Source organism: Azospirillum agricola, assembly GCF_020005195.1.
Classification (GTDB): Bacteria; Pseudomonadota; Alphaproteobacteria; order Azospirillales; family Azospirillaceae; genus Azospirillum; species Azospirillum agricola.
Window position 1 is genome coordinate 2913608 of sequence record NZ_JAIFZR010000005.1, and the last position, 25437, is coordinate 2939044.

16 protein-coding genes are annotated in these 25437 nt (G+C 70.7%); 6 read left to right on the forward strand and 10 right to left on the reverse strand.

Annotated features, from left to right (window positions below):
* Positions 1 to 23: 23 nt before the first annotated feature.
* Together JN22_RS28760 and JN22_RS28765 are read right to left on the reverse strand one after the other, a co-directional pair.
* A complete protein-coding gene (locus tag JN22_RS28760) occupies positions 24 to 611 on the reverse strand; it encodes an alpha/beta hydrolase (RefSeq protein ID WP_179166252.1) in 588 nt (195 codons plus the stop codon).
* Between the two features lie 219 nt (positions 612 to 830).
* Complete coding sequence (locus JN22_RS28765; RefSeq protein WP_085557132.1) at positions 831 to 1382, reverse strand: hypothetical protein; 552 nt, start codon at positions 1380 to 1382, stop codon at positions 831 to 833.
* A 212-nt stretch (positions 1383 to 1594) separates the two neighbouring features.
* On the opposite strand from JN22_RS28765, the gene JN22_RS28770 reads away from it, so the two are divergent.
* The gene (locus tag JN22_RS28770) at positions 1595 to 2035 is read left to right on the forward strand and encodes a YccF domain-containing protein (protein WP_085557133.1); all 441 of its coding nucleotides are present in this window, start codon (positions 1595 to 1597) and stop codon (positions 2033 to 2035) included.
* A 271-nt stretch (positions 2036 to 2306) separates the two neighbouring features.
* On the opposite strand, the gene JN22_RS28775 is transcribed toward JN22_RS28770, so the two are convergent.
* The gene (locus JN22_RS28775; protein WP_085557134.1) at positions 2307 to 3494 is read right to left on the reverse strand and encodes a DUF3095 family protein; all 1188 of its coding nucleotides are present in this window, start codon (positions 3492 to 3494) and stop codon (positions 2307 to 2309) included.
* A 137-nt stretch (positions 3495 to 3631) separates the two neighbouring features.
* Complete coding sequence (locus JN22_RS28780) at positions 3632 to 4063, reverse strand: CBS domain-containing protein (RefSeq protein ID WP_179166253.1); 432 nt, start codon at positions 4061 to 4063, stop codon at positions 3632 to 3634.
* A 382-nt stretch (positions 4064 to 4445) separates the two neighbouring features.
* Between JN22_RS28780 and JN22_RS28785 the strand changes: the two genes are divergently transcribed.
* Together JN22_RS28785 and mutL are read left to right on the forward strand one after the other, a co-directional pair.
* Positions 4446 to 4811, forward strand: a complete 366-nt coding sequence (locus JN22_RS28785) for a hypothetical protein (protein ID WP_085557136.1) — start codon at positions 4446 to 4448, stop codon at positions 4809 to 4811.
* Between the two features lie 62 nt (positions 4812 to 4873).
* Entirely contained in the window at positions 4874 to 6805 is a 1932-nt protein-coding gene (mutL, locus tag JN22_RS28790; RefSeq protein WP_085557137.1) for a DNA mismatch repair endonuclease MutL, read from the forward strand.
* A 114-nt stretch (positions 6806 to 6919) separates the two neighbouring features.
* On the opposite strand, the gene JN22_RS28795 is transcribed toward mutL, so the two are convergent.
* Together JN22_RS28795 and JN22_RS28800 are read right to left on the reverse strand one after the other, a co-directional pair.
* Positions 6920 to 8842, reverse strand: a complete 1923-nt coding sequence (locus tag JN22_RS28795) for a ShlB/FhaC/HecB family hemolysin secretion/activation protein (protein WP_085557138.1) — start codon at positions 8840 to 8842, stop codon at positions 6920 to 6922.
* Between the two features lie 35 nt (positions 8843 to 8877).
* Positions 8878 to 16110 (reverse strand): MBG domain-containing protein, encoded by a 7233-nt coding sequence (locus JN22_RS28800; protein ID WP_263301001.1) that lies wholly within the window; start codon positions 16108 to 16110, stop codon positions 8878 to 8880.
* Between the two features lie 562 nt (positions 16111 to 16672).
* On the opposite strand from JN22_RS28800, the gene JN22_RS28810 reads away from it, so the two are divergent.
* Both JN22_RS28810 and JN22_RS28815 read left to right on the forward strand, forming a co-directional pair.
* Positions 16673 to 17365, forward strand: coding sequence for a response regulator (locus JN22_RS28810; RefSeq protein WP_085557139.1), 693 nt, complete (start codon positions 16673 to 16675; stop codon positions 17363 to 17365).
* Positions 17366 to 17369: 4 nt separating this feature from the next.
* On the forward strand, positions 17370 to 19262 hold the full coding sequence (locus JN22_RS28815) for a sensor histidine kinase (RefSeq protein WP_085557140.1): 1893 nt from the start codon (positions 17370 to 17372) through the stop codon (positions 19260 to 19262).
* 187 nt (positions 19263 to 19449) lie between these two features.
* Here the strand turns inward: JN22_RS28815 and JN22_RS28820 are convergent, their stop codons facing one another.
* From JN22_RS28820 to JN22_RS28835, 4 genes are all read right to left on the reverse strand, one after another.
* Positions 19450 to 19830: a GcrA family cell cycle regulator gene (locus tag JN22_RS28820; protein ID WP_085557141.1), complete on the reverse strand. Its 381-nt coding sequence runs from the start codon at positions 19828 to 19830 to the stop codon at positions 19450 to 19452.
* Positions 19831 to 19996: 166 nt separating this feature from the next.
* Complete coding sequence (locus JN22_RS28825; protein WP_085557142.1) at positions 19997 to 20797, reverse strand: anti-sigma factor family protein; 801 nt, start codon at positions 20795 to 20797, stop codon at positions 19997 to 19999.
* Positions 20797 to 21348: an RNA polymerase sigma factor gene (locus JN22_RS28830; RefSeq protein ID WP_085557393.1), complete on the reverse strand. Its 552-nt coding sequence runs from the start codon at positions 21346 to 21348 to the stop codon at positions 20797 to 20799. The genes JN22_RS28825 and JN22_RS28830 overlap by 1 nt, the downstream gene beginning before the upstream one ends.
* A 45-nt stretch (positions 21349 to 21393) precedes the next feature.
* Positions 21394 to 22836 carry an NADP-dependent isocitrate dehydrogenase gene (locus tag JN22_RS28835; protein WP_179166254.1) on the reverse strand — a complete coding sequence of 481 codons (1443 nt, stop codon included), beginning with the start codon at positions 22834 to 22836 and terminating at the stop codon, positions 21394 to 21396.
* A gap of 303 nt (positions 22837 to 23139) precedes the next feature.
* Between JN22_RS28835 and JN22_RS28840 the strand changes: the two genes are divergently transcribed.
* Complete coding sequence (locus JN22_RS28840) at positions 23140 to 25365, forward strand: SulP family inorganic anion transporter (protein WP_085557143.1); 2226 nt, start codon at positions 23140 to 23142, stop codon at positions 25363 to 25365.
* Positions 25366 to 25437 lie beyond the last annotated feature (72 nt).

Genomic DNA, 25437 nt, shown 5'->3' on the forward strand with positions numbered 1-25437 from the left:
GCCTCGCCTTCCTCGCCCCGGCGCTACATCCGCGCCCGCTCCACAGCCGCGATCAGCGCAGCCAGCGCGTTGCGCAGATCCGGCGCGTGGGTGCGCGGACGCACCGCGGCGGCGTCCGGCACGGCGACCACGGTCAGGGTCCGGCAGCCGGTCAGGCCGCTTTCCAGCACGGGCATGACCCCGGCCGGCGCGCTGCCCTGCATCAGGGTCACCGGCACCCGCAGGGCCGACAGCTCCGGTTCCAGCGCCCCCAGCCCATGGCCGTCCATCGGCAGGCCGATCAGCGCGGCCATCGCGTTCAGGCGCCGGCGCAGCGCCGATTCCGCCCCGACATCGTCGACGATCATCACCCCGCCGACCGTTTCCGGATGGTCGAGAGCGGCGCCCAGCGCGGCGGCGGCGGTCAGCACGCCGGCCACCAGCACCGGCTTGCGCCCGGCGCGCTCGACCAGCAGCGGACGCAGCGCGTCGCCGGGCGCGGGGACGGTCATCCACTCCTGGCCCGGAGGCACGCTGTGCAGCAGCCGCCACCAGGCGCCCTTGCCGGGATGCAGGAAAATCACCCGCCGGCCCCAGGGGTCGCCGGCCGTCCCGTCCGCGCGCGACGGCATGAACACCGAAGACCGGATGGGCGTGGGCCGGGTGACGGAGGGGGTGGAGTGGAAGAACAAGAGCGGGATCCCCCGGCTGGCGATTCCGCGATGGGAAGGCCCCATCGCCGAATCCCACCCTAGCGGAGGCCGAAGCCGTTCGTCCCGTTCGATAAATTGGCCATAAACCTTAACGTCCCGTGACAGGAATGGGCCGCCGGCCGTGGCCGGCGTGGCCGGTCAGTGCAGGGTCACCTCGGTTTCGGCCTCGCCGTCCTGGTCGTCGCCCGGCTCGCGCCGCAACTCGCCGGCCAGGCAGCGCCATTCCGGAGCGCCGCCAAGCTGCTGGAGAAGCTGGGTGGTGAAGGCGAAGACCGCGTGCTCCAGAGGGCCGTTGTCCTCGGCGTGGGCGTTGACGGTCAGGCAGGATTCGGCCGCGCTCTCGAAGATCGCGGCGGCGGCGGTCGCGCCCGGCCCCGGCAGGGGAATCGGGATCGCCTCCGGCTCCTGGCCGGTGGTGCGCAGCTTGGCCAGATTGTCGACCAGCAGCCGGGTGCGGATCGCGGTGTCGACGGCGGCGGCCATGGTGTAGCCGGCCTCCTCCTCGACGGTCGCGCGCAGCACCCGCAGGCCGGCGATCAGCCCGCGGACGACGTCGCCCGCTTCCCCCCGCTTGGCGGCCGCCGCGACGGCGGTCCCGAGAATGGCGGCGACCACCGGGGACAGCGATTCGCCCTCGGCCGGCCGGTTCGGCGCCTCGGCGCCGGAGTCGGTGTTCAATGCCTCGTTCATGCGGCCTCCGATCCGTGGGATCCGGGACCGGGCGCTCCGCCGTCGGAACACCCGCCCGGATGTGTCGTCACGTTGCCTGATCTTCGATTTGTGGACCGAACCGGTCCCCTTCAAGCCGCCGAAAGCGACGGTTCCCCACTTCTTTCGCGTCACCGCATCTGGTCGGGGGCTCTCGCCATCCCCACATCTGCGGCGAAAGGAGAACCCCCCTCATGCCTCTGGTCAGCTTTGTCCTCAACGTCCTGTGGGTCGTCACCGGCGGCATCTGGATGGCGCTCGGCTGGTTGCTCGCCGCCGTTCTGATGGCGGTGTCCATCATCGGCATTCCCTGGGCGCGCTCCGCCGTGACCATCGCCCGCTACACGCTGCTTCCCTTTGGGCAAACCGCCGTCCGCCGCGATGAGTTCCGTGGCCGCGAAGACATCGGCACCGGCGGCGTCGGTTTCATCGGCAACGTGATCTGGTTCGTGCTGGCCGGCTGGTGGCTGGCGCTCGGCCATCTGGTCGCCGCCGCCGGTCTGGCCATCACCATCATCGGCCTGCCCTTCGCCTGGGCGCATCTGAAGCTGGCGCTGCTCGCCCTCTGGCCGGTGGGAACCGAGATCGTCACCGACGACGAGGTGGAACGCCGCCGCGTCTACGGCCGGGTGTGACGGCCGGCGGCGGCCGGAAACGAACAGCCTCCGGCCGGACAGTTTTTCGCACAGGCGCACGGACGCCGTTCTCGAGCCTGCCCCCGCGCGGCTTGCAAGGGGAGAGCATTCCGGCCCGAGCCGTCCGGGCCCGAGCCGCTTGAACGTGAACCGTCAGGCCGCGGCGGCGCCTGTGGCATCGTGCGTTTCATATGAAGCGCACGATGCCATAGCTTTGTGTTTGGCGATCGGATTCACGCTTCAAATCGCTTCCGACTTCACGCGATCCGATCTAGCGCGGCGTTTCGGCCAGACGGCGCGGGGCGATCACCTTTCGCCCGGCCTTCATCGCCTTCAGCATCACCGAGGCCCGCCAGAAACCCAGCCCGGCGCCGTCGACGAAATGCACATGACGGTCGGTCGCGAAATCGCCGACCAGACAGGTGACCGTCGTCGCGTCGGCCAGCGCGACGCCGTAATCGACCTCCCCCGCCTCGGCCGCCTCGGACAGCAGCCGCTCGATGTCCGCCGCCTCCGTCCCGGTGACGTCGAGCACCATGCGCGGCCCGCCGGCCGATTTGCGGAAGTCGGAACGCCGCGCCATCGAGCGGCGGTAATGCTCCGGATCGAAGTTCGCCAGCTTCAGCCCGAACCGCATCAGCGCGCACAGGATGCCGGATTTGACCAGCGCGCCCGCCACCCGGCACAGCGCCTCGCCCGGCCGGCCGCCACGCGCCTCCATCAGCAGCGAGCGCCACGCCGGCGGCCAATGCATCGCCAGCCGCTCGCCGGTGCCGAGCGGGGCGGCCCCCGCCGTCGGCACGATGCGCTCGATGGCCCCCTGAATCCGGGCGAGCGCCGCCAGCCCGGCCGGCCCCTCATCCACCGCGTCGACGATGACGCACAGCACGGTGCCCCGGCGCGGCTTCACCGGATTCCAGCGGCACGAGACATTGTCCAACCCCGGCAGCGGACCGGCCGCCGGGGCCAGCCGCCAGCGCGCGTCGTCCTTCACCCAGGAATCGGCGGCCACCACCCCGGCGCCGAGAAACAGGCCGAAGGCGTTGCCGTTGCCGAGATCATGCAGCGCCGCCAGCACCTCCAGCCCCTGGTCGAGCAGGGCCTGGACCGGGACGATCCCGACCCGCAACGGCACGTCCATCGTCCCGCCCGACCAATGGGCCAGGGCCGCCAGCGCCGACCGCGCCTCCGCCTCCCGCCCCGGCGGCACGGCGGCGATGGCGCCGTCGCCGCCGAACTGGCAGGCGACCGGCTCCTCCCCCACCCGCATCGCCTGCGACAGCACGGCGACCACGGCGGCGGCGACGAAGTTCACGTCGCGGTGACGCCCCTCGCCGGCCAGCCGGGTGCTGCCGACCACGTCGGCGATGGCGAGCGACCACCCGCCGTCGAGCATGGCGTAGCGGCCGGGGTCCGCCGCCTCGGCGGCAAAATCCAGGATCGCCGGCAATCGTGCCATCGCGCCACCTCCATCGGACGGGGACATCCCGTCCGCGACGGTAGCACAAGCCCGGCCGATCCCGGTCCCGATCCTGCGCCATCGGCGCGGATGGGCCGCCCCCGATTGACGCCGTCGCGAAACCGCGACCGGCCGCCTCACAGCGTCTCGGTCAGATGGTCCATGACGGCCTTCTCGCGGTCGAGCACGGCCAGTTCCTCCCCGACGAAATCGCGCATCGACACGATGCCGACCACCCGCCCCTGCTCCACCACCGGCAGATGGCGCAGGGCGTTGGTCGCCATGCAGCGCAGCGCATCCCCCACCGTGGTGCCGGGGCTGGTGGTGACCGGACACGGCGTCATCACGGCCGAGAGCGGAGTCGCGTCGGGATCCAGCCCGTCGGCGACGACGCGGTCGGTCAGGTCGCGTTCGGTGAAGATGCCGGCGGCGCATGCGTCCGCCCCGGTGACGACGATGGACGCCACATGCTCCGCCTTCATGTGGCGGGCGGCGTCGCGGACGCTTGCCTGCGGCGGCAGGGCGACGATGCGATGGTTGCGAACCAAGTCCCCGATGGTGCGGTTCATCACGGCGGTTCCTCCCTTTCCGGGCGCGGCGCCGGTCCGGCGACCGCGCGGGATTCGTGCCGGCACCGGCACGTCTTCGCACGTGCAAAAATTCGCACACGCCCGTGCTCTCGCGTGCAAAGACAAGACGGGCCGATGGGAAATCCTAGGCCCCGCACGGGGTGATGACGAGCCTGTCGAGCCCAAGATGTCCGCATGTTGGCCATGCCGTCCCGGCATGCGACATAAGCGCCCGGATTTGCCGGTTGCCGCACGGATTGGCACGGAAAATCATCGATCGCCCAATAGGGGCAAACCATTAACCGTTACTAAACGAAATTTCCCGAAAACTGTTGCACCGTATCGGTAAGGTTAAAGCTTCTGGAAAGGGGCGTCGGGCTTCATGTCGTGGCTGTCGAAAATCACCGGTGGCGGGAAATCCGCCGCGGCGTCGGGCTCCTCGGGGGCAGCGCAGCGCGAGCGGCCGGCGGCTCCGCCGATGATCGTGATCGACCATCACGAGTACACGCCGGAGGAGTTCGCGCTCGGATCCTTCCGCATCCGCCCCTATGACGGCGACCTGATCGCCAAGCAGCAGTTCGACTTCCACATGGTCTTCGACCTGGGCAACGATCCGGTCAACGTGTCGTGCCGCGGGCTGGTCGTGAAGATGAACGAGCAGACCGGCCTCGTCGCCCGCTACCAGAGCCCGCAGCCCTTCTACGAGCGCAAGCTGATCGACTACATCCGCGCCTGGAAGGGCGTGTAGGCGGACCGGGCCTTCGCCGAAGATGGTGGCTCCCGACGGGCGGAGCCACTATATCTGCACACATGCCGATCCGTCTCCTGCCCGAAACCCTGGTCAACCGCATCGCCGCCGGCGAGGTGGTCGAACGTCCCGCCGCCGCCGTGAAGGAGCTGGTGGAGAACGCGCTCGACGCCGGAGCCACCCGCATCGACGTGGTGGTGCGCGACGGCGGCAAGTCGCTGATCACCATCACCGACGACGGCTGCGGCATGACGCCCGACGAGCTGTCGCTGGCGGTCGAGCGCCACGCCACCTCCAAGCTGCCGGGCGACGACCTGCTCGACATCCGGTCCCTGGGCTTCCGGGGCGAGGCCCTGCCCTCCATCGGCGCGGTCAGCCACCTGACCCTGACCAGCCGCCCGCGCGGCGCCGACAGCGCCTGGAGCCTGACGGTGGACGCCGGCCTCAAGGGCACGCCGCAGCCGGCCGCGCTCGCCGCCGGGACGCGGATCGAGGTGCGCGACCTGTTCGCCGCCGTGCCGGCCCGGCTGAAGTTCCTGAAGGCGCCGCGCACCGAATACGACCACATCGCCGACTGCCTGGAGCGGCTGGCGATGGCGCATCCCGGCGTGGCCTTCACCCTGTCGGACGGCGGGCGCAGCGGCCTTCGGCTGAGCGCGGCGCAGGGCGACCTGCTCGACGCCCGGCTGGCCCGGCTCGGCGCCCTGATGGGGCGCGACTTCCAGGAGAACGCCGTCCCGGTCCAGGCGGTGCGCGAGGGCGTGACGCTCGCCGGCTGGATCGGCCTGCCGACCCTGCACCGCCCGACCGCGCGCCACCAGCATCTGTTCGTCAACGGCCGCCCGGTGCGCGACAAGCTGATGGTCGGCGCGGTCCGCGCGGCCTACGCCGATTTCCTGCCGCGCGACCGCCACCCGCTGCTGGCGTTGTTCCTGGAGATCGACCCGCAGGAGGTCGACGTGAACGTCCACCCGGCCAAGGCCGAGGTGCGCTTCCGCGACCAGGGGCTGGTGCGCGGCTTGATCGTCGGCTCGCTGAAGCACGCGCTGGCCGAGGCCGGCCACCGCGCCTCGACCACGGTCGGGCTGGCGACTCTGGGCGCCCTGCGGCCGGAAAGACCGGAGGACGGCGGCACCCCGGACGGCGCCTTCACCCCCTCCCCCCTCCCCTACAACCGGGGCGGCGGTGGCGGGTCGTGGGGCGGTGGCGGGTCGTGGGGCGGTGGCTCCTGGGGCGGCAGCGCGGGCCAGCCGTCCTCGGCGGTGCCGCGCGGGCTGGCCGAGCGCTCGGCCGCCTTCCAGGCGCCTTACCAGAGCGGCCTGCCGCCCTTGCAGGGCCGCCTGTCGGGCTTCGCCCCGGCGGCGCGCCCGCCGGAATACGCCCCCGCCCCGGCCAACGCCCCGCCGCTCGACAGCCACCCGCTGGGCGCGGCGCGGGCGCAGGTCCACAACACCTACATCGTGGCGCAGACCGCCCACGGCATCGTCATCGTCGACCAGCACGCCGCCCACGAGCGTCTGGTCTACGAGCGGATGAAGGCCGCGCTGCTGGAGGGCGGCGTCAAGCGCCAGGCCCTGCTGATTCCCGAACTGGTCGAGCTGGACGAGCCGTCGGCCAACCGCCTGCTGGGCCGCGCCGCCGAACTGGCCGAGCTTGGCCTTGCGGTGGAGGGCTTCGGCCCCGGCTGCGTGCTGGTGCGGGAGGTGCCGGCGCTGCTCGGCCAGTCCGACGTCAAGAGCCTTGTCCGCGACCTCGCCGAGGAGCTGGCCGAGCTGGGGGACGCGTTGTCGCTGAAGGAGCGGCTGGAGGACGTCTGCGGCACCATGGCCTGCCACGGCTCGGTGCGCGCCGGCCGCGCGCTTGGGGTGGAGGAGATGAACGCCCTGCTGCGCCAGATGGAGGCGACCCCCCACAGCGGCCAGTGCAACCACGGCCGCCCCACCTATGTGGAGCTGAAGCTGGCCGACATCGAGCGTCTGTTCGGACGGCGATAGGTTGTCGAACCACGAACGGATTGAAGGGCGCCGGGTTTTCCGGAGGCCATCCGGTTTGAACGCCGCGATGGCCGCGCGCCCGTTTCGGGTGAAACGCGGGCCGGAACAGGTCCGTCAGAAGGAAACCAGCATCCTGGCCTGAGCGGTCAGAGTGCCGCGGCTGGTTTCCGGCCCATCGGTGAGCGCCACGCCGACATTCATGCCGGCTTGCAGCATCTGCCCCAGCGTGTAATCGACGCCGGCCCCCAACCCCACCAGCGTGGTGTCGGCGCGTTCGCCGATGCTCCGAAGGGTACCGACATTGTGGTTGTGGCCGTGCCCGACGTCGAGAAACGCAAAGGGAGAAGCGGCGTCCTCCACCGGGCCGATCCCGGTCGCGCCGAAACGGCCCAGGACGGCGAAGGGCGGCAGCCGCACCTCGTTGCGCAGCACGAAACCGGAATCGACGCTGCCGTCGTTCAGCGTGTACCCACGGGTGGCGTACAGCCCGCCGATGGCGAGCTGTTCGGTTTCCGGCAGCGCCCTGTCCACCAGCTGGCCCGTGATCTCGGCGTTCCAGGAGAGGTCGCCCAGCCACGGCACGCCGGTCAGCGGAGTCTCCCGTCTGAACACTCCATAGAGGTAGGCGTAATCGGCCTCCTCGACGCGGCCGTTGGAAAAGCTGTTCCATGCCGCACGGCTGTTGCCGGGCACCAAGCCGGCCCGGTTGACCACGGCGCGGAGGTCGACGATGGTCGAACCGCCGCCGGCCTGAAGCCAGGAGCCCCCCCAGCCGACCGTCAGGTCGAACACCCCGGCGGCCCCGTCGGCAAGCGCCGTTCCCTGGCTCAGCGCCTTGCGCGACAGCCATTTCGGCGTCACCCCCCCGTACAGGTCCCCCCATCCGGCAAGCCTTCCGTCGATGTTGGACAGCGCCGAGCGGTAGAGGATCGGCAATTCGACGGTGGTGTTGCGGATGGTGAGAAGACCGCCGGCGCTGTCCTGGGAGGTGGCGACGAAGCTGGGGGTCAGGCTGAGCGCCTGCCGCGCGAAGGTCGGGATGATGATCCGCCCGGCGTGGCTGGCGTAGGACGGCCGCCGGCTTCCCGACAGCCTCAGGGAGCCGGGATCGGACACCGCGTCGCGGCTGCCGGTCAGCTGGTAGGACAGGGTGAGATCGTTGAGGGACTCGAAGCCGGCGGCGAAGCCGATGAAGACGCGGTCGAGACTCCGGCTGCGCAGGCTGCCGGTGTTGGACAGGCCGGCGAAGGCCTGCCATGGCCGGCGGCGGGTGATCTCCAGCGTCAGGTCGCTGGCCCCCGGATCGGACCCCGGTTCGAAGACCCCGTTCAACTGGCGGTAGGGGAAACGGTTCAGCCAGTCGAGGTCCTCGGAAATCCGGTCGGCCTCAATCAGCGCGCCGCTGGGTGCCCGCACGGCGTCGGCAAGACCGGCGGCGGCCGGAGTGCCGTCCGCCTCCCTGACGCGGACTTCCCCGGTCCGGAAGGGCAGAACGCGGAGTTGCAGCACGCCCTTGGTGATCTCCTGGGGCGGGGCGGTGACCGAGACGAACGGCCGCCCGGCCTCGCGATAGGCTTTGGCGAGGGCTGCCTGGACCTCCGCCAATCGCCTGCGCGAGAGGGGCTGGCCGAGGAACGGGTCGAGCGCGTCGGCGATGCGCCGCCGGTCCAGCCCCTCCACCCCCGATGACGTGATCCCCGCCGGGGGATCGGACGTCACCGGATCGGTCAGCCCGATAAGCCGGATGCCCGTGATGTCGACGCCGAACGGGGTGTCGTCGGCGTCAGTTGCCGGGCCGTCGGCGGTGCGCAGGCCGCCTCCCCCGCCCGCGACCGCCGGCGGCAGGTTGCGCTCCACCGATACGGGCGCCTGCGCCAACGCCGCGTCCGGAGACAGTTGCAGCAGGACGAGCAGAGCCGCCGGAACGGCAAGCCAGCGTGAGGCGAGCCAGCGTGACGGCCCGGTCCGCCGGGCGAACGCCGCGGCGTCGCGATGGAAGGTCGGGCGGATGACGGTGGAGCGTGCGGCGGCGATCATGGGCTGGCGATCATGGGCTGGAGTCGTTCTGTTCGTCAGGGCGTGGAGAAGCGAAGGAACCGGCCGAACCGCGTGTTCTCCGGATGGGGGGCCGCCGCGCAGGAGCTGCTGGCCGCGGCACCGCCGATGCAAGCCGCGGCAACGCTCGCGGTCCCCTGGGAATCGGGGTTGCCCGAGGCCTCTCCGGACACGCCGGTGGTGGCGCTTGCGTTGCCGGACGCCAGTTGAGGACCGGCGGACGAGAAGGGCGCCGGAGCGGCGTTGCCCTGGAAAGGCTGCGTCGCCTGCGAAGCCGTCACCACCACCAGATTTCGCGGCAGGATCGAATTCGCGAGCGCCTGCGTCAGCCCGTCCACCCGCGCCGGTTCCGATGGGTCGCGGCTTTCCGGGGTGGGGGACTGTGGTTCCACGGTTTCCCCGGCGGCGATCACCGTCAGCGCCCCGGGCCTGAAGGTGAGGTCGTAGTTGGGGGAAGCCGCCAGCGTCCCCCGGCCGATGGTGTAGGATCCGGCCGGCGAGGCGGCGGACGCGGCCGTGGTCAGGAAGCCGCCGAGCGTGTCGCCGTTGACGAGCCCCCGTCCGTCGACGCTGTAGGTCAGGGTCGGGTTGGCGGTCCCGGCGGGACGGCTGAGGGTGTCCGCCGTCACCAGGATCGGGCGGGGAGATACCGTCAGCGCCCCGTCGACGTAGGTGACGGTGTAGTTCGACAGCCGCCCGCCCACGGCATTCGACGCGGCGATTCCGTAGCTGCCCACCCCCGCGGTTGCCGCGGCGCCGGCGCTGGTCAGGCTGACCGACGACACGCTGTCGCCGTTCCTCAGACCGGTCGCGGTGAAGCCGCCCAGCGTGGCGGTGTCGCCGTAGGTCTTGCGCGCCGCGTCGGCGGCGATGGTCAGCGCGGCGGGATCGACCGTCAGCATGCCGCCCGCATAGGTGATGGTGTAGTTCGACAGCCCGCTGCCCTGCGCCGACGAGGCGGTGACGGCATAGCTGCCGACCCCGGCGGTTGCCGCCGTGCCGGTGCTGGCCAGCGTCACGCCGGTCACGTTGTCGCCGTTCCTCAACCCGGACGTGGTGAAGCCGCTCAAGGTGGGAATGTCGCCGTAGGTTTTGCTGGCCGAACCGGCGGCGATGGTCAGCGCCGCCGGGGTCACGGTCAGCCTGCCATCGGCATAGGTGATGGCGTAGTTCGACAGCCCGCTGCCCTGCGCCGACGAGGCGGCGACGGCATAGCTGCCGACCCCGGCGCCGGCCGCGGCGCCGGCGCTGGACAGCGTTACGCCGGTCACGCTGTCGCCGTTCCTCAACCCGGCCGTGGTGAAGCCGCTCAAGGTGGGAATGTCGCCGTAGGTTTTGCTGGCCGAACCGGCGGCGATGGTCAGCGCCGCCGGGGTGACGGTCAGACGGCCATCGGCATAGGTGATGACGTAGTTCGACAACCCGTTGCCCACGGCATCGGACACGGCGATGGCGTAGCTGCCAACCCCGGCGGTTGCCTCCATGCCGCTGCCGGACAGCGTCACCCCGGTCACGCTGTCGCCGTTCTTCAGGCCGGTCGCGGTGAAGCCGCCCAGCGTGGCGGTGTCGCCGTAGGTCTTGCGCACCGCGTCGGCGCTGACGGTCAGCGCGGCTGGATCGACCGTCAGCGTGCCGCCGGCATAGGTGATGGTGTAGTTCGACAACCCGTTGCCCACGGCATCGGACACGGCGATGGCGTAGCTGCCGACCCCGGCGGTTGCCTCCATCCCGCTGCCGGACAGCGTCACCCCGGTCACGCTGTCGCCGTTCTTCAGGCCGGACGTGGTGAAGCCGCCCAGCGTGGCGGTGTCGCCGTAGGTCTTGCGCACCGCGTCGGCGCTGACGGTCAGCGCGGCGGGATCGACCGTCAGCGTGCCGCCCGCATAGGTGATGACGTAGTTCGACAGCCCGCTGCCCTGGGCCGACGAGGCGGTGACGGCATAGCTGCCGACCCCGGCGGTTGCCGCCGTGCCGGTGCTGGCCAGCGTCACGCCGGTCACGCTGTCGCCGTTCTTCAGGCCGGACGTGGTGAAGCCGCTCAAGGTGGGAATGTCGCCGTAGGTCTTGCGCGCGGCGTCGGCGCTGACGGTCAGAGCCGCCGGGGTCACGGTCTGCGCGACGTTGCCGTAATAGAACACCCGGTAGTCGGTTCCTTTGGCGCTGGTGACCGTGGTGTTCGCCGTGGCCAGCCCGGTGGTGGCCGGTGTCGCCGAAACGGCGGCCGCCGGATCGACCGCGGCCGTCCCGCCGGTCAGTGACAGGCTGTCGCCAGCCTTGCCGAAGACATAGGTGGTGGGGCTGATTTGCCCGGACACTCCCGTAACCGTGCCCGAGTTGCTGCCGTAGACCGACGTCACCGACAGTTCCTTGACTCGAAGGACCGGCGCCATGGAGTAGAGCACCGGGTAATAGCCGCTGCTCGACGGCGCCCAGGTGGTTTCGAAGTCCCAGTCGCTCGCCCCCGTCATGAAGGAGGCCGTGTTCTGGAACTCCGCCGTCGTCAGGCCGGTCACCCCTGCAAGCGTGGCTTGGGAGCCGGCGTGTGCGTCCGTCCCGGCAGCCGTGGTGTCGAAATAGGACGAGGAGATGGTGCCGTTGGCGAAAAAACCGGCGAACCCGCCCACCATCGAGGATCCCGACACGGCTTTCGTCGTGTAGGACTGGGTGATGAGGCCGGTGTTCAGACCGACAAGGCCGCCGACCGATATGTCGCCGGATACGGCGCCGCCTGTTGCGTAGGAGAAGGCGATCGCGCCCGCGTTTTCGGCGACGAGGCCGCCGGTGTCCGTGCCGTTGCTTCCCGACACGGTTCCCGTCGCGTAGGACAGGTTGATGGCGCCGGAATTCTTGCCGACGAGGCCGCCGACCGTGCTCCGTCCCGTCACGCTTCCCGTCGCGTAGGACAGGTCGATGGTGCCGGTGTTTTCGCCGACCAGACCACCGATCTGGTCGCCGCCGACCGTGGGTTGCGACACCGTCGCCGTGACGTAGGATCGGGTGATGGTGCCGGTGTTCTTGCCAACGAGGCCGCCCAGGGAAGACCCCTGGACGCTCCCGGTGACGTAGGCGTTGGTGATGGAACCGCCGTTCTCGCCGGCAAGGCCGCCGACGATATAGCCGGCCCCGGTGAGGGCGATGTCGGTCAGGCCGAGGTTGCTGACGCTGCCGGTGGCACCGATGACGCCGAACAGCCCCTGGTTCGTCCCGGAATAATCTTCCGGCTTGATCGCCAGCCCCCGGACGACATGGCCCTGGCCGTCGAGCGAGCCGGCGAACGCGGCCGAACTGTTCCCGACCGGCACGAACCCGTACTTGATCCCGCTGCCGCGCCACAGGCCGGCGGCGTTGCCGCCGCCGGTCTCGCTGGCATCGACATCGACGGCCAGCGTGTAGGCGGCGGCCGGATCGAGCTGCATCAATTGAAGCTGATGCGCGTTGTGGATGCTGGTGGCGTGCTCCGAGCGCAGGAAGGGCCGGGTCTGACCGTCGACGAGATACCAGCCGGTGCTCAGGTTGAAATTGCCGTAGGTCGCCGCGCTGAAGGCGTCGGCCGTGTCGATGCCGGTGACGTTGTTGCTGGCGCCGTTGCCGGTCCCGATTCCACCGGCCTGCCCCGTGGTGCCCTTGTCCCAATAGCTGGCGTTGATGCCGCCCTCGGCGTTCCGCCCGGCTAGGCCACCCACCTTGCAGTCGCTGGCGGTGCAGGTGCCGGCCAGGGTGACCTGTCCCGTCGCGTAGGCGTTGGTGATGGTGCCGTAGTAATTGTCGCCGACCAGGCCGCCGACGAAATGCTCGCCGTCGCTGGCGTCGATGGTGCCGGTGACCGATCCGGTCGCGTAGACGTTGGTGACGGTGGCGTCCTCGACCCCGCCGAGCAGGCCGCCGGCCTTGTTGTCCGTCGCCGTGACGGCGCCGGTGGCATAGCTCTCCGAAAGCGTTCCCGACCCGCCCCGCAGGGCGCCGATCAGCCCCCCGACGGTCGCCGTCCCGCTCACCGATCCGGTCGCGTAGGCTTTGGTCACCCTGTCGTTTTCGGTGTCGCCGATCAGGCCGCCGACGCCGCTGGCGCCATTGACCGCGCCGGTGGCGTAAACGGCTTCGAAGGTTCCGTTCTGGGACTTGCCGACAAGACCGCCGACATTGTCGCCGGCGCCGGTCACGCTTCCCGTGGCGTAGGATTGCGTGACCGTGCCGTCGCCGTTCCCGCCGACGAGACCGCCGACCCCGGCGCCGCTGGTTCCCGTCACGCTTCCCGTGGCATGGGATTCCGTGACGGTGCCGTAGTTGGCGCCGGCCAGCCCCCCGACGTTGCTGCCGGCGCCGGTCACGCTTCCCGTGGCGTAGGACTGCGAGACGGTGATGGTGGTGTGGCCGACGAGGCCGCCGATGTCATCGCCGGATCCCGACACGCTGCCCGTGGCGTGGGATTGGCTGACGGTCTCCTGGTTCCAGCCGACGAGGCCGCCGACATAGCGGCTTCCCGACACCGTCCCGGTGGCGTGGGACTGGGTGACGGTGGCCGAGTTGAAGCCGACGAGGCCGCCGACATTGTCGGTTCCGGTCACGCCTCCCGTGGCGTGGGACGCCGTCACGGTGCCGCTCTGGTGCCAGCCGACCAGACCGCCGACATGCTCGGTTCCCGTCACGGCTCCCGTGGCGTAGGACTGCGAGACGTTGGAGGTGAGGTAATTGTCGCCGACGAGGCCGCCGACCTTGGTGGTTCCACTCACGCTTCCCGTGGCGTAGGAGTCCGTGATGTTGGAGACGTTCCAGCCGACGAGGCCGCCGACGCTCTCGCCGGTTCCGGTCACGCTTCCCGTTGCATGGGACTGCGTGACGGTGCCCTCGTTCCAGCCGGAGAGGCCGCCGACATGCACGGCTCCCGACACGGTTCCCGTGGCGTAGGAGCCGGAGACGGTCCCGTTATGGTAGCCGAGCAGGCCGCCGATGCGCTCGTCGGTTCCCGTGATGCTTCCCGTGGCATGGGACTGGGTGACGGTGCCCTGGCTCCAGCCGACGAGACCGCCCACACCCTTCACTCCCGACACGCTTGACGTGGCGCGGGACTGGGCGATGGCGGAGACCGCGGCGGCGGAGCCGATCAGGCCGCCGACCCGCTCGGTTCCCGTGACGCTTCCCCCCGTGGCGGAGGCGTTCGTCACGGCGCCGACGGTGGCGCCGGCAACCGCGCCGACCCTGGTCTTGCCGGTCACCGCAGGGTTGACCACGCCGAAATCGCGCAGGAGGCTGCCGGTGCCCAGCGTGCCGAACAGGCCGACGTAATCGGTGGCGGGGGCGGTGATCGTCAGGTTGGAGACGCTGTTGCCCAGGCCGGCGAAGGTTCCGGTGAAGGTGCCGGACACCAGGGCCGCGCTGTAGGTGGTTCCCGCCGCATCCAGGCTTCGCGCCAGCGCGTAGCGCCCGGAAAGCCCGGTGCTCTCGATGGCGTCGAGCGCCGCCATGTCGTGGATGAGCGTGTAGCTGTCGAGCGCACCCGCCTCGCCGATCCGCAGCGTGGCGTTGGCTCCCGCCAGCGTGATCGAGCCGGCGCTGCCGATGCCGTACCCCTTGCCGGCGCCGTGCTGGAGGACCAGACCCGCCGCCGTCCCGGAGGCGGTGAGCGGGGCGTTGACGGCGATGTCGCCGTCGGCGGCCAGCGTCAGCACGGTGTCGGCCGACCACGACACCGGCGCCGCCACGGTGATGTCGCCGGCCTGGCTGCCGCCCGCCCCGGTGGACACCGTGACGTTGGCCGACGCCAGGGCGGCCGTCAGGGTGGAGGCGTTCAGCACGCTGTCGTTGCCGCTGGCGGACAGGCCCGAGAGGCTGCTGTCCGAGGTCGTGGAGATCGTCAGGTTGTAGGGATCGAGCAGAAGCGTTCCGGTCCGGCCCGCCGCCGCGGTCAGGTCCGCGCTGCCGTGGTAGGACAGCGTCGCCTTGCCCGACACCTCGGCGCTGCCGCCGTTGCCGCCCACGCCGGCCCCCCGCGCCGTGATCGCGCCGAGAAACTCCGTGCGCTCGTCCGACCACACCACCACGCTGCCGCCGTCGCCGGCCATGCCGTTGGCGGCGGTCCCGCTGGCGTCAAGCCGCGCCCCGGCGGCGACGGTGGTCGTTCTGGCGCTCGCGACCGTCTCCTTCAGCGTCTTGCGGGCCGCGTCCCTGCCGCCCTGGTAGTCGCCGCCGACCACGATCGCCCCGCCACGGCTGCCGGAGACGTCCACCGTGGCCGTGCCGGTCAGCGTCACCGCCGTGCCGGTCACAGCCACCGTGCCGCCCTTGCCCGTCGCCCCCTTTCCGCCCGCGCTTCTTCCTCCAGCGCTTTTCCGTCCGGCGCCCTGGTTCCCGGCGCCCAGATTCCCGGCGCCGCTGGCCGACAGCGTGCCGGTGACAATGGCCTTGCCGCCGGAGACCCGGATGTCGCCGCCCTCGACCGTGCCGTTGTCCCCCTTCCGGGTCGCGGCGATGGCGCCACCCGCCTCGACGGTGCCGCCGTCGCCGGCGGTCAGGAAGATGCGTCCCCCCGTGCTGGCGGTGCCGGTGGCGGCGATCACGCCGCCGGTGTTCCCGGCCAGCGCGTAGACGTTGCCGCCATTGGCGCGGATCTCCGCCGCGGCCGCGGCGATCCGACCGGAGGTCCTGGCTGCGGTGTCGGCCCCGCCGACCTTGACCTGGAACTTGCCGCCCTCGACCGCGCCGTCCTTCACCAGCACCTCGTACCCGGCGGCGAGGCCCACCGTGCCGTTGGGAGCGGCGAGGGTGCCGCTGTTGGAGACCTCCCGGGCGATCAGCGCCACGTCGCCGCCCAGCGAACCGATCGACCCGGCGTTGGTCACCGTCGCCTTGGAGGTGCCGGAGAAGCTCTTGTCCCCGCCCTTCAGGAACGCCGCGTCGGGAACGTCGAGGGTGGAGGCGGTGAAGGAACCGCCGGTGAGCACCTTCCCGCCCGGCCCCACCGCCACACCGGCCGGGTTGACCAGATAGACCGACCCGGTGGCGGTCAGCGAGCCGTCGATGCGCGAGGGGATGTTGCCGGTGACGCGGTTCAACGTCGCGCCGCCGCCGTTGTTGATGGCGACGCTGTTCCCCGCCCCGATCGAGAAGCTGTTCCAGTTGATGACCGCGTTCCGGGAGGCCTGGTCGATGATGACGCTGGTGCCCGACGGGGTGACGATGGACACCGCCCCGGCGGCGACCGACGGGCCGGCCGGCAGCGTCTGGGCCGTGGCCGGGGCAATGGCGCTCTCCATCAGGGCGACGCTGGTGATCAGGCCAAGCGACAGTCGGGCCAGGGATCGGCCGGCCAGGAATGATCCGGAAGACCGGGGTGCCGGGTGGCAGGACGTTTGCCGGGGGATTTTCCGGAGGGGGCGGCCGGGAGCGGCGCCATGGAGCGCCACCGTCTTCGGAACACCGGCGGACTTGGCAAGACCCGTCTTCGCGCTCACAACGCACCCCTGTCGTTCCGCTTGGCGGCAGTCCGGCAACGCCCGCATTCCCGGCTCGGCGGCCCTGTCGATGCAGGCGGCCGGGAAGGGGTGCAGCGCATCGCGTCGGAACACCTATGTGTCAACGGACGATAAGGGGGGGCTCGACGGCCCGGCACCCCATGTTTATGGGGGCGGCGGCCGGGCATCCCAGGGTCGCCGCCCCGGCCCTCCCATGAATATGGGAGAGGGCCGGGGCGGCTTCCGATAAGGGGTTGTTGGTCCGCAACGCGCCCATTATCGTCGGTGGGCACCTTCACTCCACGCATGAGGGCGGCGGCGGCCGCCGGTCCGCGCCATGCCGTTCGAGGATCGCAGGGAATCCATGTCATCGCGCCGGGCCGACGAACCGCTTTTCGGTTCCCGCCACATCACGGTCGTCCTGGTGGAGGACGACCCGCCGACGCGCGATCATCTGGCGGAGACCCTGGCCGCCTCCGACGGCATCCGGCTCCTGGCCTCCGCCGGCACGCTGCAAGCCGCGCGGGAGGCCTGCGAACGCTTCCTTCCCACGGTTCTGATCACCGACCTGCAATTGCCGGACGGCCACGGCGCCGACCTGATCCGCGAGGTCCGGCATCGCTATCCGGCCACCGAGATCATGGTGATCTCGGTTCTGGGCGACGAGAACAGCGTGGTGACGGCGATCCGCGCCGGGGCGTCGGGCTACATCCTCAAGGATTCCGAGCCGGTGGACATGGTGGAGGCGGTCCATGGCCTGATCGAGGGGCGCTCCCCCATCTCGGCCTCCATCGCCCGCTACATCATCAGGCGGGTTCAGGACGGCTCGTTCGGCGAGGACCGCAAGCCGGCGCCGCTGCTGACCCCGCGCGAGACCGACATCCTGTGGGGCATCGCCAAGGGATTCACCTACAACGACATCGCCGACCGGCTGGGCCTGTCGCGGCAGACCGTGCCCTCCTACATCAAGAACATCTACCGCAAGCTGGAGGTGAATTCGCGCTCGGAGGCGGTCTTCGAGGCGATCGAACGCAAGCTGATCCGGCTTGGAGAGTGAAACCGTGGCCGCCGGCTTCATCGAGGCCACCGGGGGCGGTGGACGACCGCTCCTGCTCCGCCGCCTGATCATCGGCCTGTTCTACCTGACCGTTCTCGCGGTGGGCATCGGCTCGCCGCTGCTCACCCTGTCGCCGCCCGAGGGCGGCATCGACATCGACCGCGCCATGTTCCGGCCGCTGGAGTCCCTCGACCGTCCAGCCGATGTCGCGGAAACCCCCGTGCCCCTGCCCCACAGCTTCCGGGTGCCCGGTGCCGGCCGGTTCGGCGGGGGACTCTACCGGCTGGAGTTCGATCATTCCCCGGACAGCGCCGAACCATGGTCCGTGCTGATTCCAAACTATTCCGGCCGCATTCTGGTGCGGGTCAACGGCACCCTGCTGTACGACAGCGATTGGACGCATTCGGGGAGGATCGCCACCCTGATATGGCCGGACATCATCACGATCCCGGCACCGCTGTTGCAGACCGGCTCCAACAGCGTGGAAATCCGCGCGGTGATGCTGTTCGGCCGGAAGAACTATCTCGGCGGCATCCATGCCGGACCCGACAGCCTGCTGCGGCCGGTGTACCAGCAGCACCGCTTTCTTCTGGTCATGCTGCCGCAACTGCTGTTCGCTTGGCAGTTCGCCTTCAGCGTGATGCTGTCGATCGTCTGGGCGGTCCGCCGCTCCGAACGGTCCTATATTCTGTATGCCGGCATCCTGTTCTTCAACTCGATGAGCAATCTCGTCGTCATCCTGCCGGAGTCGCTGGTCTCCCCGCTGGTCATGCCGCTGTCGAACCTGACCTTCTCCTGGGTGACGGCGCTGCTGGTGCCGTTCGCCTTCTGCTTCGTCAACCGCCGGCCGCCACGGGCCAGCATCCTGTTCGCGGCGTTGCCGGTCGGACTCACCGCGGCTTTCCTGCTTTTGCCTCCCGGAATCTTCCACGTTCTGAACTGGTACGTCGCCGTGCCGGTGGCCGTGACCTTGTCCTGCTGCGCCCTTGGCGTGCTCTTCTACGCGGCGTTCCGGCAGGGCAACGACGGCGCCCACATCATCCTGGGCGCCACGCTGCTGTCCCTGCTGATGATCCTCCACGAAGTGCCGATCCTCTACGGCGCCGAGGGCAAGCGGCTGTTCATCAACCCGTTCTCCATCCCCGTGTTCATGCTTCTGAGCGTGATCAGCACCATCCTGATGTGGCGCTTCGCGGCGGCGCTGAACGCGGTGGACCAGTTCAATGGCAAGCTGCGCCGGGAGATCGCGGACGCGGAGACGGCGCTGCGCACCAGCCTGGCCCGCGAGCAGGCCCAGGAAAGGGCCATCGCGCTCGAAGCCGAGCGCTCGCGCCTGACCCGCGACCTCCACGACGGCCTCGCCGGCCAGCTGGTGTCGATGGTGGCGCTCAGCCGCCGCGCGGATACCGTGGCCGGCGACTTCGGCACCGCGGCGCGCAAGGCGCTGGTCGACCTGCGCCTGGTCATCGCCTCGATGGCCGAGGTCGGCGATGATCCCGGCATGATGCTGGCGAACTTCCGGGACCACATCCAACCCCAGCTTCGCGCGCTCGGCATCGCCCTGGACTGGCAGATGCACGCCCTGCCGGAGGGGGCCGGATGGTCGTCCTCGGCCGCGCTGGAGCTGTTCCGTCTGCTTCAGGAGGCGACGATGAACGCCGCCAGGCATTCGGGAGCCGATCAGGTGAGGATCGAGATCCGGCCGACCGACGACGGGGTGCGCGTGGTGGTCTCCGACGAGGGATGCGGCGGCGCGTCCGACCGCCCCGGCGGCTACGGCCTTGCCAACATGCGGCGGCGGGCACGGGCCATCGGCGCCCGGCTTGCCATCGTCTCCGGTCCGGACGGCACCCGCATCGTTCTGGACCTGCCCAGACAGACAGCCGGGCAGCCATAGAGCGGCAGGAAAGCGGCAGGAGAGCGGCAGGCCATCCTCTCAGCCGAAGCCCGTCGCCGCGCGACAGCCGCAAGGCCGTACAGGCTCGGGCGGAATCAATCCGTTCAACAACGCCCAGGAAACGAAAAGGCCCGCCTCTCCCCCGAGAGGCAGGCCATTTGCCCGTGAGCCTGACAGGAAAGCCGAATCAGGCGGCGCCGACGTTGCGGTCGCGCTCGCGATCGTCCTCGCGCTTCTTGCTGCTGCCGGTCGGTTGGTAGGCCAGGGCGGCGTGCTCCGCGCAATAGGGCAGCCCGGCCAGCGAGGGCTTGCCGCAGAAATGGAAATCCTGGTGCTTGGGGTCGCCCACCGGCCATTTGCACATGCGCTCGGTCAGCGCCAGGATGGTGGCGCCCCGCGTCGGCTTCTTCTTGATCGGCGACGGCCGGCCCGACAGGCCAAGGCGGTGCGCCTTGCCGATCACGGCGTTGCGGCTGATGTCCCCCAGACTGTCGGCAATCTCGCTCGCGCTCAACCCCTGGGACCACAAATCCTTGAGACGCTGGATACGCTCGTCCGTCCAACTCATCCCCGAGTACTCCCGATCCGGTAGTGCCTGCCGTTGGGTCACGGTCTGACGCCGTTTTCCATAAGCCGCAACATTTTGTGCCAGCCGGGGAGGAACCTACCAGATGAATGCCGCAAACGATAGGGGGTCGCGGCAACATTCCTGTGCATAAGTCCGGGGGTGCCCCCTAGGAGTTCAGGGCACCATACACCTCCTCGGCGATGCCGGAAAGGGTAGCCCGATCGATATCGCCCGTTATCGCCAGCGCCAAACCATTGTCACGCCAGTAGAGCGCCTGCAACCCGCCATCCCGCGCGAAACGGAAGGCGGTGCCCCCGGCGTTGGGGGTCGGGCGGATGTACAGGGTGATGCGGCGACCGGCCGCATCCTCGTACATGAAGAGCGCGACCGGCCCGTCGGAATCCGCCAGCAGCCGCCCGCCCATCAGCTCGTAGCCACCCTGGGTGACCTTCGGACAGCGCATGGTCCTGCCGATCCGCTTGGACAGCCAATTGATCAGATGCGCCTCCTGGTCGACGCCGACCTCGACCGGATGACGGACCTCGACGGTGAAGACACGATGGGCGGCGACGGCGTCGGTGACGAAGGCGGCGCTCAGCGGATCGCCGCCGCGCCCGCCGGCACGGTCGCGCACCACCCAGCCGGTGGCCCCGCCGGCGACGAAGACCAGCAGCGAGGCCGCCAGCGCCGCCGCCCACATCCGGCCCCGCCCGGCGAAGCGCGACGCCGGCTCCCCGCGCGCCGCGAAGGGCGGGCGCAACGGATCCGGCACCGGCTGGTCGATCAGCGGGCCGAAGCTCCGCATCATCAGGGCCCGCTGGTCACGGTAGCGCTCGACGCGCTGCGCCTCCTCCGGGTGGTCGGCGAGATGGCGTTCGACGGCGGCGCGGCGCTCCTCCGGCAGTTCGCCGTCGAGCCAGGCGTGCAGGTCGGCCTCGGTCACGGGGTTGCTGGGGCCGCTCGTCATCACTTGATCCTCCTCACCGTCTGCTCGATTCCACCGTCGAGCAGCACCCTCAAACGCTCGCGGGCCCGCGCCAGCCGGGACATCACCGTACCGATGGGCAGTTCCAGCACCTCGGCCACCTCGCGGTAGGACAGCCCCTCCATCCCGGTCAGCAACAGGACCGTGCGGTGCTCGTCGGTCAACTGCCCGAAGGCGCGAACGAAGTCGCGCACCGCCCCGCGGTCGGCCGGCGGGGCGCTGAGGGCGAGGTCGTCGGCCAGATCCTCGACCGGCACCTCCGGCCCGCGCCGGCGCCGGCCGCGCAGCCCCGAAATGTGCAGGTTGTGCAGGATCGTCATCAGCCAGCCGCCGAGCCGCGACGGGTCGCGCAGCGCGTGGCGGTTGGCCAGCGCCTTCTCCACGCAATCCTGCACGAGGTCGTCGGCGTCGTGCCGGTTGCCGACGAGGGCGGTGGCGTATCGCCGCAGCCGGGGCACATGCGCGGCGATGGCGCGGTCGTCGATCTCGGGGGGGCTCATGTCCGGTCCATCGGGGGCGGTCTCACCGTTCATGACGCCCTCCCCCATCCGGTTATTCCCTCGGCCCCCGGCCCGGACTCAGCCGGGCGTCGAAAAACCGGCCTTGCCGTCGAAATTGCAGAGATTCTCGGTCTGGGTGAAGTCGATGCCGGCGTCGGCCAGCCGGCCGAGCAGCTCGACGATGGCGGCGTGCCTGACCGGGCCGTGGGTGGCCTGGAAGCGGCAGCGCCAATGGTCGGTGCAGAAGACGTCGAGGTTGCCGTCCGGCCACACCCGCTGCGAGCGGTTGGAGATGCTGACCAGCGTCAACGCCTCGGTCGAGAGCGGCCCGACCAGATCGGCCAGATCGTTCGGCACCCCGCCCGACCATTGCAGGAAGACGTCGACCCCGACCAGCTCCTTGACCGCGACGCGGCGCGGCGACAGGCGGTTGACGCCGTCATAGGCCGGCCGCGCGGTGGTGTAGCCGACGGTCGGCATGGTGACCGGCATCTGGCCCAGCCGCTCGACCACCGCGTCGGCGAAGGCGCGGGTGCCGACGCGCACCCGGCCGATGCCGCGCGCGAAGATGTCGGCGGTGTGGATGCCGTCCTCGATCGTCTTCAGCCACGCGTTGTGGATGCGCGCGGCGATGTCGCCCTGCCCGATGTGGACCAGCATCATCACCCCCGCCATCAGCAGGCCCGACGGGTTGGCGATGCCCTGCCCGGCGATCATCGGGGCCGAGCCGTGGATCGCCTCGAACATGGCGCAGGTCTCGCCGATGTTGGCGGAGCCGGCCAGCCCGACCGAGCCGGTGATCTGCGCCGCGATGTCCGAAACGATGTCGCCGTAGAGGTTGAGCGTGACGATGACGTCGAAGCGCTCCGGCTGGTCGGCGAGGCGGGCGGCGCCGATGTCGACGATCAGATGGTCGGCCTTGATCTCCGGATACTCGGCGGCGAGCTCGTAGAAGATCTTCAGGAACAGCCCGTCCGTCATCTTCATGACGTTGTCCTTGACGAAGGCCGTCACCTTCTGCCGGTGGTTGGAGCGGGCGTAGTCGAAGGCGTAGCGGACGATGCGCTCGGACCCCGGCCGGGAGATCAGCTTGACCGACTGGATCACGTCGTCGGTCTGGCGATGCTCGATGCCGGCGTAGAGATCCTCCTCGTTCTCGCGGATGATCACCACGTCCATGCGCGGGTGGCGCGTGCGGACGTAGGGATGGTAGGCGACGCAGGGCCGGACGTTGGCGAACAGCCCCAGCGTGGTGCGCGCGGTGACGTTCAGCGACTTGTTGCCATGGCCCTGCGGCGTGGTGATCGGCCCCTTCAGGAAGACGCGGGTGCGGCGGATCGACCCCCAGCCGGCGGCGTCCAGCCCGCCGGCATGGCCGCGCCGGTAGACGGCCTCGCCGGCCGGCACCTCCTCCACCTTCAGCCGCGCGCCGGCCGCGTTCATCACGTGGAGCACCGCGTCCGTGATCTCGGGGCCGATGCCGTCGCCGCGTGCGACCGTGATGGGGGTGATATCGCGCATGCACTCGCTCCGAAGGGACGCGCGACCGTAGACGGAAAACGGGGTGATTTTCAATGGGGGGAGGTGGCGCACCCCCGCCCCGCTCCGGCCCGGCCCCACGGCCCCGGTCCCGCCGCCCGGCCCGATCCGGGCATGACGGCCCCGCGACGCCGCGGCAACCGTGCAAGCCGCTGTTTTGGCTTGCGCCCGGAACCGTGCTTGCGGTCATTGTGACGCATGGGGCAACCACCAGCGGCTGTCCTGGGAACAACCATTGGGAACGGCCGCCGCCATCCGGCGGAACGCCGCACGACACCGGACAGCATGCCCGACACCAGCACGACAGAACAGCAACGGCGCGGCGGCCGCGCCATCCTGGCCTCCGGAATGATCGGCCTGGTCGCGGGCATCGACAATCTCGGGAACGGGCTGGCGATCGCGGCCCTGCTGTTTTCCGGCCCGCTCGCCTCCGGCCTGGGCATGGGCGTCGGCGCCGTGCTGCTCAGCGCCGCCATCCTGGCGCTGCTGGTCGGCCTGCGCAGCACGCAGCCCGACACCGTCGCCCTGGTCCAGGAAACCAGCGTCGCCGTTCTGGCCGCGACCATCGCGGCGATGGCCGCCGACATGCCGGACGCCCCCGCCGACGTCCGGGTGGCGACCGCCCTGGCGATCCTGGGAACCAGCACCCTGGTCACCGGCGCCCTGTTCTGGCTGGTCGGCCGGCTGCGGCTGGGCACGCTCGTCCGTTTCTTCCCCTACCCGGTCGTCGCCGGCTTCCTCGCCGGGTCGGGCTGGCTGCTGGTGGAGGGCGGGCTCGCCATGCTGACGGGGGTGCACGCGCCGCTCGCCAACCCGCGACTTCTGGCCGATCCGACGATCCTGGCCAAGCTGGTTCCGGCGGCGCTTCTCGCCGTCCTGCTGGTCGCCGCCCTGCGCCGCAGCGCCTCGCCCTTCATCCTGCCGGGCGTGCTGGTGGGGGCGGCGCTGGCCTTCCACGCGCTGATCGCCCTGCTGGGGATCACCCCCGACCAGGCCCGCGCCTGGGAGTGGCTGCCGACCGTGCCCGGCGGCACCGTCAGCCTGCCGCTGCCCACCGGGATCGTCGCGGCGGCCGACTGGTCGCGGGTCGTGGCCGCGGCCCCGGCAATCCTGTCGGTGGCGGTCCTCGGCCTCGTCGGCCTGCTCCTCAACAGCAGCGGCATCGAGCTGGCGAGCGGCCGCGACATCGACGCCAACACCGAACTGCGCGTCACCGGCGGCGCCAACCTGATCGCCGGGCTGTTCGCCGGGCCGTCCGGCTTCGTCGGGCTCGGCATGACGCTGCTCGCCGGCCGGCTCGGCGCCGCCGACCGCTGGGCCGGGGTGGCGACGGCCGCCGTCATCGGGCTCGGCCTGTTCTTCGCCGGCTGGCTGGTGGCGAACACCCCGGTCTTCCTCACGGCCGGGCTGATCCTGTTCCTCGGCGTCGAGCTGTTGCAGGAATGGGCGGTCGCCTCGCGCAAGCGATTGCCGCGCGGCGACTGGCTGATCGTCCTGGCGGTGCTGGCCGCCATCGCCGGGATCGGCTTCATCGAGGGTCTCCTCCTCGGTCTGGCCGTGTCGCTGGCGACCTTCGTCTACACCTACGCCCGCCTGCCGGTGATCCGGCTGAGCACGACGGGCCGCACGCTGCGCAGCCGGGTCGACCGCTCCCCGGCGGCGACGCACCATCTGACCGAGGCCGGCGGAGCCGTCGAAATCCTGCAACTGCAAGGCTTCCTCTTCTTCGGCACGGCCGAGCAGATCGTCCATCGGGTCCGCCGCCGCCTGTCCGACACGGACGCGCCGCCGCTCCGCTTCCTGATCGTCGATTTCGCCCACATCAAGGGCATGGATTCGGCGGCGGCGACCGGCTTCGCCCGCATCCGCAACCTGACCGCCGCCACGGGCGTCCGCCTCGTCCTCAGCGGCCTCCCGCCCAAGGTGGCCGCCATGCTGGCGATGGCCGCGCCGGAGCTGGAGGACGATCCGGCGCTGACCCGCGCCATCGACATCGACCACGCCCTGGAAGCCTGCGAGAACAGCCTTCTCGCAACGGCCCCCCTGCCCGCGCCCGCCCTGCCCTCGGCGAACGGCGAGCTGATCCATCATCTGGAGGAGGCCATCGGCCCCCACCCACGGCTGGCCGACGCCGCCGCGGCGCTGGACGAGCTGCGGCTGACGCCGGAGGCGGTGCTGATCCGGGCCGGCGAGACGGCCAGCGACGTCTACATCGTCGGCCGGGGCCGCGTGAAGGTCCAGACCACCCGCCCCGACGGCCAGCGCCTGCGGCTGCGCACGATGACCGGCGGCGCCGTGGTGGGCGAGATCGCGCTGCTGCTCGGCCAACGGCGCACCGCCGACGTGGTGGTGGACGAGCCCTCGGTCATCTACCGCCTGACCGCCGCGACCCTCGCCCGGCTGGAGCGGGAGGACGCCGAACTGGCCTTCGTCTTCCACCGCCTGCTGGCGACGACGCTGGCCGAGAAGCTGACGCGGGCCAATCTGGTGATCGAGCAGGCCCACCGCTAGGATCCCCGGCGCCCCGGGGCGCCGCCCGCGAACGGCTTGCCGCCGGCCCAACGGCCTGCTACGCAGCGTCCG